This is a genomic window from Lentzea sp. NPDC004789, assembly GCF_053601075.1.
On record NZ_JBSGBE010000001.1, the window covers coordinates 826,975 to 839,132 of the forward strand.

12 protein-coding genes and 1 tRNA gene are annotated in these 12,158 nt (G+C 62.0%); 5 read left to right on the forward strand and 8 right to left on the reverse strand.

Going from position 1 to position 12,158, the window contains the following annotated elements; translation table 11 throughout:
* Positions 1-75: 75 nt before the first annotated feature.
* Positions 76-1,245, forward strand: a complete 1,170-nt coding sequence (locus ACWEIJ_RS04155; RefSeq protein WP_449835680.1) for an amidase domain-containing protein — start codon at positions 76-78, stop codon at positions 1,243-1,245.
* A gap of 411 nt (positions 1,246-1,656) precedes the next feature.
* Here the strand turns inward: ACWEIJ_RS04155 and ACWEIJ_RS04160 are convergent.
* The 8 genes from ACWEIJ_RS04160 to ACWEIJ_RS04195 all read right to left on the reverse strand — a co-directional run bounded on the left by ACWEIJ_RS04160 (position 1,657) and on the right by ACWEIJ_RS04195 (position 7,860).
* Positions 1,657-1,729, reverse strand: a tRNA-Lys gene (locus ACWEIJ_RS04160).
* 383 nt (positions 1,730-2,112) lie between these two features.
* On the reverse strand, positions 2,113-3,291 hold the full coding sequence (locus ACWEIJ_RS04165) for a site-specific integrase (protein WP_449835681.1): 1,179 nt from the start codon (positions 3,289-3,291) through the stop codon (positions 2,113-2,115).
* Positions 3,291-3,485, reverse strand: a complete 195-nt coding sequence (locus ACWEIJ_RS04170; RefSeq protein WP_065915790.1) for a helix-turn-helix transcriptional regulator — start codon at positions 3,483-3,485, stop codon at positions 3,291-3,293. Before ACWEIJ_RS04170 ends, ACWEIJ_RS04165 begins: the two co-directional genes overlap by 1 nt.
* A gap of 17 nt (positions 3,486-3,502) precedes the next feature.
* On the reverse strand, positions 3,503-5,107 hold the full coding sequence (locus ACWEIJ_RS04175) for a replication initiator (protein WP_449835682.1): 1,605 nt from the start codon (positions 5,105-5,107) through the stop codon (positions 3,503-3,505).
* Positions 5,104-6,567: an FtsK/SpoIIIE domain-containing protein gene (locus ACWEIJ_RS04180; protein ID WP_449835683.1), complete on the reverse strand. Its 1,464-nt coding sequence runs from the start codon at positions 6,565-6,567 to the stop codon at positions 5,104-5,106. The genes ACWEIJ_RS04175 and ACWEIJ_RS04180 overlap by 4 nt, the downstream gene beginning before the upstream one ends.
* A gap of 438 nt (positions 6,568-7,005) precedes the next feature.
* Positions 7,006-7,260 (reverse strand): AMED_5909 family protein, encoded by a 255-nt coding sequence (locus ACWEIJ_RS04185; protein ID WP_449835684.1) that lies wholly within the window; start codon positions 7,258-7,260, stop codon positions 7,006-7,008.
* Positions 7,247-7,492 (reverse strand): hypothetical protein, encoded by a 246-nt coding sequence (locus ACWEIJ_RS04190; RefSeq protein WP_449835685.1) that lies wholly within the window; start codon positions 7,490-7,492, stop codon positions 7,247-7,249. The genes ACWEIJ_RS04185 and ACWEIJ_RS04190 overlap by 14 nt, the downstream gene beginning before the upstream one ends.
* Positions 7,492-7,860: a hypothetical protein gene (locus ACWEIJ_RS04195; RefSeq protein ID WP_449835686.1), complete on the reverse strand. Its 369-nt coding sequence runs from the start codon at positions 7,858-7,860 to the stop codon at positions 7,492-7,494. Before ACWEIJ_RS04195 ends, ACWEIJ_RS04190 begins: the two co-directional genes overlap by 1 nt.
* Positions 7,861-8,115: 255 nt before the next feature.
* On the opposite strand from ACWEIJ_RS04195, the gene ACWEIJ_RS04200 reads away from it, so the two are divergent.
* The 4 genes from ACWEIJ_RS04200 (at position 8,116) to ACWEIJ_RS04215 (ending at position 12,123) form a co-directional block, all read left to right on the forward strand.
* Positions 8,116-8,859 (forward strand): DUF5919 domain-containing protein, encoded by a 744-nt coding sequence (locus ACWEIJ_RS04200; RefSeq protein WP_449835687.1) that lies wholly within the window; start codon positions 8,116-8,118, stop codon positions 8,857-8,859.
* A 9-nt stretch (positions 8,860-8,868) separates the two neighbouring features.
* Complete coding sequence (locus ACWEIJ_RS04205) at positions 8,869-9,339, forward strand: NUDIX hydrolase (RefSeq protein ID WP_449835688.1); 471 nt, start codon at positions 8,869-8,871, stop codon at positions 9,337-9,339.
* Between the two features lie 49 nt (positions 9,340-9,388).
* Positions 9,389-10,801, forward strand: a complete 1,413-nt coding sequence (locus ACWEIJ_RS04210) for a PIN-like domain-containing protein (protein WP_449835689.1) — start codon at positions 9,389-9,391, stop codon at positions 10,799-10,801.
* Positions 10,802-11,691: 890 nt separating this feature from the next.
* A complete protein-coding gene (locus ACWEIJ_RS04215) occupies positions 11,692-12,123 on the forward strand; it encodes a hypothetical protein (protein ID WP_449835690.1) in 432 nt (143 codons plus the stop codon).
* Positions 12,124-12,158: the final 35 nt, after the last annotated feature.

The window sequence follows — 12,158 nt, forward strand, 5'->3', positions numbered from 1 at the left end:
GCTGACAGCGCGGTTTGGACAGTCTCGTCTTGGGGGCTGGGGAGACCCTCGTCGTATATTGAATTTGGGGGGTATGTGAATTCCAGACTGTGGCGAATTATTGCCATTTCTGCTGCGGCAATGTGCGCGACCGCGCCGGTTCGGGCAATAGCTGCACCGACCGAAGAAGTCAACGCCTTGCTGGTGCGGATTGCGGACGAATACGTCAAGGACCGAACGTATCGCATTACTAACGAACACTATGCTCACTCGGCCGGAAATCGGCTGACCGGAGCACCCACCACCCGCGAGTTCGCTGCTCGGATAGCGTCCGAAGCGACAGAGCTTGACGCATTCCGCAACCGGTATGTCGGACTTGGTGGCGGATATTCGCGATCTGAAGTATCGCTGAAGGTGGCCGCTCTGGACATCCAAGACGATAAGGCCACGCTCAAAGTGGAGGAGGCGACCAAACTCTTCTATCAGCGAACGGTACATGCAGAGGCGCCTCAGTCGAGCAACTACCACATTGCGCACGTGATCAAGTTTGTCAAGAACAGCGGATGGCGACTGGCCGACGATCAGATCGATATCCCGGCAGGTGTTCCCGGCTATCCCGCGTATACCAACGCAGGTCGCGGGCCATCGGTGCGTGAGGCGTCCGAGAGGAGCAAGTACCCGCCCCTCTCGTCAGCAACTGCGACAACGATGAGCATCGGCGGGGCGTCGGTAAGTATTGATTCCGGTGTTAAGGCCTATGCGTACGACTACCAGGCGATGGTCGATTACGCCAGGAAGTGGGCGCACGACCGTAATCCTGAATATCGCCCATTCAGCCAGGACTGTACCAATTTTGTTTCTCAAGCTCTATACGCCGGCGGCTGGCAGCAAACGAACAGTCCTGACTGGTATCACTTCAGGCCAACCGGCTCCTCTACTTTCTATTTTAGCCGTTCATGGACCGTGGCTCATGACTGGTATTACTATGCCTTGCGAGACTCGAAGCGCACAACCGTCCTCCAGTACTTTCAACAGCTATTGCTTGCGGATGTCCTTCAGGCCGATTGGTTCGATGATGCCGAGGCGCCACATCCGGACGGCTACATCGATCACACGATGATCGTCACCCAGCGATTCAGTTCGGACGTCAACGACATTAAACTCAGCTATCACACCAACGATCAATTAGATAGGGCTCTTTCGGAGATTCTGGCTGAGATTCCGCCTACGTCGGATCGGGCGTACTACTACGGTCACCGCACGTGAGATAAGTGAGCGTATTTTAGTACCAGGATACTAGTGAAGGTCTCGGCGTGCGCGCAACGCCGAGACCTTCACCATTACCTGTCAATTTCTTACAGTACCGAGTCTAATGCTCCTGCACGGTGGCAAAGAAGGGGTACAGCACATAGAATCATCAACGCTCTGCCAAACCGACGTACACACTCTTGAAACTGATTCACGGCAGCAGAGCTCATCCCGTTAGTAAGGATCAGCGTGACGTGTGTCGTGGTCGACGGCGTTGCCTGTACGACCGCAGCTACTTCTAGAGGCACCGTGGTTGCCGGTTGAGCTTGCTCAGAGTCCGCCAACATCCACCTCACGGCCCGTCACTGCGAAGTCCGCTACTCTATATGCTGAACACGGCACAGACCAGCTGTGCCGTGTTCAGATGAGTGGGCCGCCAGGGACTCGAACCCTGAACCCGATGATTAAAAGTCACCTGCTCTGCCAATTGAGCTAGCAGCCCTCGGGGCACAGCCTACCGACCCCCGCATCCGAGTTGGCCAGGGTGGTCCGCCTAAGGCTGTGGCGAAGCACACAGACCGGCCGCCAGCACGGCCGGCGGACCCGTACGTTGAAGGGGCGAGGTGCTGGTCAGACCGAGTAGATCTTGTCCTGCGGTCTGTCCTGTAACCGGGGTCATGCGGGTGCACCTAGTGCCTGCCCAGGACACATGTGGCGACCTAAAGTGGCTGGTAGACCTACTCCGTCTGAGTGAACTTCGGTCTTTTAATCTTCGGGTTCAGGGTTCGAGTCCCTGGCGGCCCACCAAACCCCCAGGTCACAAGCCTGGGGGTTTCGTATTTCAAGATCACTGATACGCCTTTGATGCGCTTTACTCCCTGACTCTCAATCTGCGGCCTCTCTGGGTTCGTCCTGGTCAGGCCGGTCAAGCGCCCCTTCCAACGCGTCAGCGGCCTTCCGATCGACTGCCTTCCGGGCCAGGTAGGTGTCCTGAGTCATGGACGGCCGAGCGTGCCCGAGCTGGTCCGCGACGACCCGAGCGGAGAGCCCCGCCTCATCGAGGATGGTGGCCGCCGTCTTGCGGAAGACGTGCGAGGTCACCCAGGCGAACTCGTCTCCTCCCCGAGCCTTCCGGATGTCCCTGCGAGTGTTCGACGGGTCCCGCAGGCCACCGAGGCTGTTCGGGAAGACCGGCCCGTTCGGGTACAGCGTGGCCTCACGTCGCCGCCGCAACATGTCGAGTGCCCACCTGGGCAGCGGGAGCGTCCGCTCTCCCGCCTCCGTCTTGGTCGACTTCCTGATCAGCCCGAGCCCGCCAGCCCGGATGACCGTGTAGTTCACGTCAACCGTTCCGGCCTCGAAGTCGACGTCCTCCCAGTAAACGGCCAGCGCCTCACCGATCCGCACGCCCGTGGCCATCATGAAGCGCGACAGGTCAGGCAAGTCCTTCCGAACCGCCGCCGGGTCGGACTCCAACATCTCCAGCCACAACAAGCGCTCCTCCTGCGTGAGCGCCCTCGGGCTCTTCTTCCGACCGCTCTCCAGCGGGTCCGTGTCCCTCACGGGGTTCGTGTCAAGCGCCCGATCCCGCACCGCGATCCGCAGAGCACCCGAAATCACCGAGCGCGCCGTCTTGGCACTGTCGACGCCAACCGACCTCCACAGCGCGCCCAGGAACGCATCGATCCGGGCGACCGTCATCTCACGGATCCGCAGCTCACCGAGGCCTGGAAGGACATGCCGGCCGAGGATGCTCCGGTAGGTGTCGAGGCTGCTGGGCGACCGCTTGCCCATGTCCACGAGCTTCTGGAACTTCACCTGCCACGCCTCAAGCGCGTCCTTGAACCGGCTGTCTGGCGTCAACGAGTCTCCCGACGGGCCTTTGCGCTCAGCGAGCGCCTTCTTGAGCCTCCGCTCAGCCTCGGGCTTGGTCTTCCCCCTGCGAAGCACCGGCCGCGTCTTGCCGTCGAAATCGCGGTAGTTCGCGACGGCCGTCCAGCCTACTTCCGTTTGATTGCAACGAATCTTGCCGTACGTGCCGATGTCGAGCGGCGGACGAGCCATCAGGCCGCCTCCTCAAGCAGGTGCTCGAACCAGCTCCGCACCTCGGACGGCAGGTACCGCAGGTGCTTCCCCAAGCGCCGTGCGGGTGGGCCGTAGTTCTTGGTCCTCCAGCCGTAGAGCGTGTGCACCGGGACGTTCAGGTAGGCCGCAACGTCACTGACTGTCCACAGTGGCTCGAACTGGTGTGTCTCCATGATGTTCCCCCTTTGAATCAAGCAGCGTGCGGAGTTGCCGAACTCCCCGGAGGTCCGACAGATGCGAGCAGCGCCGCCGTGTATTCGGCCTTCCACCTCCGCCGCTCAGCGACAGCACTCAAGAGCAGGTGCGCCCGTGGCGGCACGTTGGGGTCGCCGGGCTGGATGTTGTTCCAGACGACGCGCTGCGCCTGGTCCTCAGGCTTGATGCCGACGTCCGCAAGCAGTTGCCGAACGAATGCCTTCCGGTCGTGCTTGTGGTCCGCGAGCGACTTCCCCGACCACTTCCGCGACACGAGCACCCGCCGCCCAGCAACACCGAGCGTGGTCCGCTTGTGCGCCTTGCCTTTGCACTTCCCCGGCACCGTCGACAGCCGAGCCCCACGAGGCTGGACGCCGTACAGCAGCCAGATCGGACACTGCGGCGAGCAGGGCGTAACCGCGAGCTCAGCGCACAGTCGTTCGGCGTGGTCTTCCTGCCGGGCGGTCTGCGCCTGGAAACACTCGTCGATGCTCTTCGTGAGGTACTTGGTCAGGTAACCGATGTGACGGCCGGCTTCTTCGGTGCCGCCGAGGATGCCCTTGGAGTGGACCTGCACCCCGAACCGCGCGACGTGCGCCGGGCGCTCGACCTGGTCAAGCGCTTCTTCCCAGGTAGGCAAGGCCCTACGGGTCTGCGGATCAACGAAACCCTTGGCCCGGACATCCCAGACCGGCAGGTTGTCGCCGCCGTACTTGATCTCGTCGTGCTCGGGCCACCACACCTGGTGGTACGTGGCCTCAGCGACAGCCCTCAGCTCAGCGCGAGAGATGCTGCCCCGAACCGCCGCGTGCCAGTGCGGAGCCAGCCGCCGTTGCGGCTCGACAGCCGAGAAGTACTGAACCTCCCAGCCGACACAGCGCCGGAGGTTCTGCACGAACCGATCGAGCAGTGCCGCGAAGTGCACCGCATCCCGAGCAGCCCGCCGGTAGTTGTACGTCGCCGGATCAACGGGCGTGCCGTCACTGCGAACCTTGCCGTAGGTGTCGAGCGTCAGCGTGAGGAACGTCGAGGGCTGGTACTTCCCTCCGAACACCTTGCCAACCGTGCGCTTGCTGACGGGCCGCCGAGGCAGGTTGGGCGCATCCTGTCGCCGCCTGGTCGACCGCTTCCGAGCCGCCTTGAGCGGCACTTCCAAAGAGGGGAGCGAACCGCGGACTCCGAGTTGCCGAAGTTCTGCGTCGACCTCCGCGACCTCTTCCCTCACCTCCTCTGCGCCGACCTCGTCACCCTCATCGAGGGCCAGGCGGAAGGCCTTCACCAGGTCAGCTCGGTAGGCGGTTAGTTCCTGCTGATCGTTCGTCTGTGCATTGGGCGTGAAGTCAGGTTCTTCGGTGAGGTGCCACCCCTCGCGGCACTGGGCCATCCGCAGACGCCGGTTCTTCTCGGCGCAGGTCGGGCACACGCTCGCCACCGTCGAGCCACACGGCACGGGCACGATGTCCACACGTCCGGTGTCGAGGTCGATCCGTTCCTTGGCCAGCGGCCGGACGCACACGCCGTGTTCTTCAGCGACGGCCCGAGCGACGTCGAGCGCGGCCGGCTGTTTCATCCGCTCCGAGCGGTTCAGGTACTCGGTCATGCCGCCTCACGCCCCTCAGCACCAGCCGGGAACTCGTGGACGGTCGCGGGTGCGAGGTAAACAGCCAGCTCGACCAGGTCCGCGTCCGTGACGTGGAAGGCCCGAGCCCTTTCCGGTTCGCGCTGCCCGTCCTCCTTGAGCCAGGCGACTCCAGGCGTGTTCTCACTGATCTCATGAGCCGCTGCACCGCGTTGCCGAACGCCATCGCCCAGGACCATGTCGACCTGCACCGGTTCGTCGAGACGCAGCGCCACACGGGTCGTGAACAGGTGCCGGAAGGCGACCACTTCCTTACGCGGGTCCTGGACCAGGCCAACAACGGCGTAGCCAGGCGCACGGCCTTGCGAGGTGATCGTCTGGACGGCGCGCGTGGCGCGCTCCCGAAGGTTCCGGTCCGACTGGTAGGCGATCAGGTCTGCCAGCTCATCCACGATCAGGACCGTGAACGGCTCACCAGTGTTGCGAGCCCAGAGCCGCCGAATGCCCCGGTACCGAGATGCACGCTCCTTGACCTCAGCGGCGATTTCTTCAAGCAGGGCAACAGCTTCCGGCCCATTGTCGTAGATGACCTTCTCGAACGCGTCCGGACACTGCCCCAGCTCCATACCGCCCTTGGGGTCGATCCCGACGAGACGGACCATGCCGGCTTTGATGACCGGAGCCAGCTGCCACACGATCGACCACAACACCGAACCCTTGCCCGCACCAGGCACCCCGACCACGAGCACCTGCGAACCGAGCAGCTTCAGCCGCCAGGGCTTACCGGTCTCGGTCCGGCCCACGACCACGCGCTTGAGGTCAATCTCTCCGGCGTGGGCGAGCTGCGGCACCGCAACCGGTCGGGCCAGTGGGTCAGCGTGGATGAAGTCGAGCTCAAGTGACCGAGGCTTCAGCACCCGCACCCGGCAGGACCGAGCGTTGAACGAGTGCGCCAGGTTGTCGCGTCGCGCTTCCCACTGCTCTGGAGACTGCGCCGGGATCATCCGAACCCGGACCTTGTCCCGCCAACCCTCAGAACGGACACGGCGCAGCTTCGGGAGGTATTCCTTCCCGCGGACTTCCCTGGTCAGCTCAGCGAGACGCATCACCGTGCGCCACTGCGGCACGTAGACCGTGAGCCGCCGCCACTCTGTGAGGAGGCGGTACCAGCCATGCCGCAGCAACGAGTCCCGATCGAGCCCGTACCAGACGGTCAGGGCGCACACGAGCGACAGAAGCGCGAGCACCAACGGCGACAGCCCGAACTGGCGATAGGCGACGTAGCCACCGAGGCCGGCCGTGACAGCGATCGGGTACCTGACAGCCAGCACGACCAGCTTCACGGCCAGCCGGCCGGTGAACCACAGCAGGGCGAACGGCGCGAGGACGAGCTTGACCCAGCCGGGAAGCCATACCCACCAAGGAAACTGCGGACGTGCACCCTCGAACGGTGCGGGGTCAATCCAGCGGTTACCCTTCATCGCACACCGCCTGCGCACTTGACGCACTGGAAGACGCTGCCGACGCTCGGAATCCGCCCAACGGGCTCGAACGCACCCGTTCCCGTGGTGCACTGCGCCTTGCAGGTCAGGCACTCAAGGCCCTCAGCTTGTGCGGCCGTGAGTTCCAAGGTCTCCAAGGACCCACCGTCGAGCATCACGACGTAGCTGGAGACTGTCTGCTTGCTGGCGATCATCCGATCCCACAGCAGTTGTTTCGTGGCCCTGTCTGGCGCAGGAATGCGCCCAGGCTCTACGCTCATCTTTGTTCACTCCCACGTTGGGTGGACAACGCAGGAGCGGCGAGGTTGGTAGCCGGGTTCCGCTCCTGCGTCTCACGTTCTCTTTGCGCCGCAACAAGGTGTGCGGCATCGCCACATGACCCAGCGGAGTCATGCGCTCTGTCCACTAAGGACTGAACTACTTCTTCTTGGTTACCGTGATCGCCTCCCCCTTCTCGCGTTCACGGTTGGCCCAGTACATGGCCTCGTGGTGGTGACTGCGGTCGGTCTCAGCGATCCGCGCGTACACGGCAGCGGAGCGGAGGTAGTAGTCCTTCAACACCGCCGGGGCGGCCTTGGGGTTGGGCATGAGCTTGCTCAGCACGTCGTGTGCCTCGCTCAGCGTCGTTGCCTTCTCCGCCAGTCCCCAGTGCATGGCCTCAACTGCGGACATCGCCCGCCTCCTCCGCCAACGTGTGCCGACCTTGCTGGCGAGCAGCAGATGCCTGGAGAGCACGCCACGCCTGGTCGAGCACGTCGCGCAGCTGCGGCACAACGTCCCGATCGATGACGAGCACGGCGGGGAAGGCGTTGCCGAGGCGGATCTCGATCCGATCGGCGAACGGCATCGCAAGCGGGCGCATCGGGACGTCAGCCGTCACGTGGACGCGCACCATGTCCGGCATCACGCCGCCTTAGCGGCGGGCTTGCTGACGACCGGCTTCATGCCGGAAGCCCGCAAGCTGTAGCCGAGCTTCGCGCGGCAGCGGTGACGCTCGCCCGCGTGTACGCCACGGCACGCCTTGTCATCGATCCACGGCGTGACCGTCAGCCCCTCGAACACGACCGGGCGGACATCCGTGCCGGGGATTGCCTCCGGCGGCACCGGCTGGTGAGGCGCGGAGATCTTCACCGTGACCACGGCGTCCGTCTTGCGCTCCGCCGCCTGGTCGATGACCAGTACGGACCACACGAGGAGACCGGTCTCCTTGTCCTTCTCCTGCTCGGGCGGCAGACCCTTCGCCCGCTCTTCGGCAGACTGGAACTTGAGCACGGGCTCAACGCCCATCACGAGCGCGCCCCTGGGAAACACGAAGTCGTGACCCGCAGGGAGCCTGCTCCCACCTGTGATCGCCATCGTGGCTCTCCTGTCGTAGGTGTCGTCCGGACCGGTTGTCTGGAGTTCTCGACGACTACGACTTTCGACTGAAAACCGGGACGGGAGCACCGCATGGCGGGACATCTATAGACGTCCCTACTAACGTAAGACGTCCCTAGCGTCCCTAAGGACGTCCAACAGGAAGCGATCATGGCGAACGAGCGACTACGAGATGCGTTGCTACGCAACGGACTCACATACGAGCAGGTAGCCAAGGCCACGGGCGTCGACCAGAAGACCGTCGAACGCTGGATCACGAAGGGCCGGGCGCCGTACCCGCGCCACCGCAACACCATCGCGTCGATGGTCAAGGAGACCGAGACGTACCTGTGGCCGGACGCGGTAGCCCCGGAGCGCAAAGCCGAGATCACCGAGTCCGAGGTGGTCAAGCTCTACCCGCACCGGAACTCGATTCCCGCGGACCTGTGGGACCACCTGATCACGAACGCCACTCAGCACGTGGAGGTGTTGGTGCACGCCGGCATCTTCTTGGTGGAGCGGCCAACGTTCATGCGTGATCTCGCCGACAAGGCCGCGAAGGGCGCGCGCATCCGGCTGATCTTCGGCGATCCAGCCAGCCGCGAGGTAGCCAAGCGCAGCGACGAGGAGCAACTGGGCAAGGGCACGCTCGGGTCCCGCATCCGCAACGCGCTTGCGTTCTACCGGCCGCTGATAGGCGTGGACGGCGTGGAGATGCGCTTCCACAAGACGACGCTCTACAACTCGATCTTCCGGTTCGACGACGAGATGGTCGTCAACACGCACGTCTACGGCTTCCAGGCCGCTCACGCTCCGGCGCTACACCTGCGGCGGCTCGCTGCGGGCGATCTCTTCGAGACCTACTCTGAAAGCTTCGAGCACGTCTGGAACCTGTCCAAGCCCGCAACGTTCTGAGGGAGCCACATGGCCCGCGTGGACTACTTCCACGACCCGAACGCCCCCAAAGCAAACAGCCTCCGCCCTGCCGTGAGCGCCTTTGTCAAGGACGAGCACGGAAGAATTCTCATGATACGCCGCACCGACAACGACAAGTATGCAATACCAGGCGGACAACAAGAAGTTGGCGAGACCCTCACTCAAGCAGCTATCCGGGAGACCAAAGAAGAAACCGGAATTGATGTTGAGATAATAGGACTGATTGGCCTGTACTCTAACCCCTCCCACGTAATCGCCTATGACGACGGCGAAGTCCGTCAGGAGTTTTCAATCTGCTTTCGCGCTCAACCAATCGGAGGAGAGGCCCGAACTAGCTCCGAGTCAAAAGAAGTCCTATGGGTTGACCCGTGCGAACTTGGCAAGATAGCCATACATCCGTCCGTGATGCTTCGGATACACCATGCTCTAGAAAATCGAGCCGAACCATACTTCACCTAGATTACGTCTTCTTCAGTCTATCCAAAAAATCATAGATCGGCGTGACGGCATGGCGGAGAGTTTCAGAAGAAGGTTCGCATCCTGGCTGAACGAGTCAGACTGGAGCGGGGCAGAAAAGAAATCGTTCTTTGCAACAGGACTAGTCGTATTTGATACAAATGCACTTTTGACACTCTACAAAATCGACCCCACCGCGCGAGATCAGGTAGTCGACGTACTAAAAACGGTCAAAGATCGATTTTGGATCCCACATCAGGTCGGGTTGGAGTTCGCGCGAAATCGTGACAAAACGGTAAAAGGTCGATACGCGGAGATTACGTCCGCAAGGGATCTAGCAAAAAGAACCGAAAAGAAGGTGATTGCCTCCATTGAGGAAGCGATTGAGACACTCATCGATGTACGCACACGAAGCCTGAGTCAGCGGGAATGGGACAGAACTTCCTTCGGTCTCGCAAAGGAAGACCTCGACCAGAAATTCGACGGAATCCTAAGTCCCGTGATAGCAGAGCTAGACGCCATGAAAAGCGAACAAGATAGCTCAATAAAGCGAATCCAAGATCACGATCCTGTACTAGACAAGCTCGACCCGATCCTTACAGGACGAGTCGGGAACGCCTACAGCTCTACAGAGCTTTGGAAAGTCGTGACGGAAGCCGAAGAGTTTCGATTTCCCAATGAAATCCCGCCCGGCTACAAAGATAAAGACAAGCCGACCATGCTAGGTAGGGCAGGCGACTTCATCCTATGGCGACAGCTGCTTGACAAAGTAGGTAACGAACGAACGATCACCAAGGTCATCCTTGTCACTAACGACATTAAAGCCGACTGGTGGCAAATCGATGACAACGGACGCCCCATCTACCCCCGCCCTGAACTCGTACAGGAGATGCAGGAACAAGGAAGATCAAGTCTTCTGGTTCTAACCCTTGCCAACTTCATGGCCAACGCTCGAGATCACCTATACCTAAGCGTATCAACCGATACTGTCAACCAGCTAAGGAATGCAGAACCTATCGCCGAGACCGAAGAATCTGAATCCCGCTTCCGATGGCTCTACCGGATACCAGCCATTGAGTTTCAGAAGATTGTATATGAACTACTTTTGCGTATGGGTTTCGAGTCAATCAGCGACTGGCCAGCCGAGGGCAGAGATCGCGGGCTGGATTTCGTAATGAGCCATACCAATACTCGCGGTGAGACAACGCTTTTTGGCATAGAAGTGAAGCGGTCACTGCGCGGAATCGCGCCAGGCAGGCTTGTGGCAAGGCTCTCCGATTCGATGGACCTGCTCGGACTCAATCACGGCATCATTGTGACACTTTCTCCAGTGAGCGCCTCATTGGCTGAGGCAGCCCAGACACGCAGGATCCGTTTCATGAGTGCTCCAGAGCTATTTCAAGTGATCGACACATATCAAAATCATGGCGACGGCGGACGAGATACCGCAGAGGAAGAGCTTTAGCGATGCCGCGAAGAGAGTGCCATACGTTGCCGAATCCAGCTCTATGGGATCAAGACGCCGCCGCTGGCGGCGCGCGCGGTCTGGCGCTGCACCAACATCCATCCCGGCACTCCCGGCATCCGCTTCGCTGCGCCGGTCGGCCGGGCGGCGCTGCGCGCCGGACCTCAAGCACCAGCTGACGGCTCATCGATCCGAGGCTGATTCGTCCCCCACTCCCGACGAGCGCCAACAGGTCACCGCAGGCCGGCTGTGCACGGCGCTCGACTGCCGCGCCGGCTTCGCCGCCTTGCCACCGATCAGGCACCAGACGAAGCCGCGGGACCGCCCTGACGAGCCCCAGGCCGAGCCACCCCGACGCCGCGAGCATGACAACGGCCGGCGGCACCGCGTCAAGGCTGGAACGAGTACCTTGACCCAGCACCACCGGCCGCGTTCGAGGCTCAGTGTCGGGATGATGGCAGGGTGTGGACGGTCCAGAAGGACCAAGATCATGATGTGCTTTAGTCTCGTAAAACGTCGATAAACGTCGCGAAGCGACTGTCCACAGTGCTCAGATCAAGGCCGCATCCGTGCAGGTAGTGAGCACTGTCGTGGAAGATCGGCGAACAACGCCAAGTGAAGGCTCTTACTCTTCGGGTTCAGGGTTCGAGTCCCTGGCGGCCCACGAGGCGGGCTTTGGCGCTCGTCGACCTTCGGTCGACTTCGCCGGAGCCCGTCATTTCTTCTGGGGGCCGCCCCCAGACCCCCGACCGTTTGGGGGCGCTACGCGCCCCGAACGGGTTCTTATGCCGACCTGTGAGGCCCACTGAAAGCCCAGTTCAACGGCCTGGGCGCGCTTTGCGCCCTGACTCCTGAAGCAGCATCCGGCAGTCCTTCCCAACTTCGCAGGCTTGTTCGACCACGTGAGCGATCTCGCCCAAGGGATGGTCGTGATTCCGCACCACAATGCCCTGGTGACCCTCTACGTCTGCGCGAGCTGCGAGCACCCTCTCACCGGCGATCTCCTGGAGTCAGAGGCACTCCCGGCCGACGATCACCTGTCCGGCCGTGGCATTGCGGACCCGCTGGTGGCGCAGGGCACCTATGCGATCAACTACGACGCCACGCTGTTCATCCTGCATCCTGACGACGTTCCAGGCACTGCTCTGCATCCCGACCGCCGACGGCGCAACGGTTGCTGCGGACTTGACGGCCAGGACGGTCCCAACCTCGTCTGTGCGGGTTGTGGTGCCGAGGTCGCCACCAAAGAGTCCGACTGCTGGACCGACCACCTCGTGGCGCTCATAGCCGCTGCAGTCGTCAGGCGTACGCAATCGTCTTGAACCTGTTGATCTCCACATCAGACGCGATCGGCGAC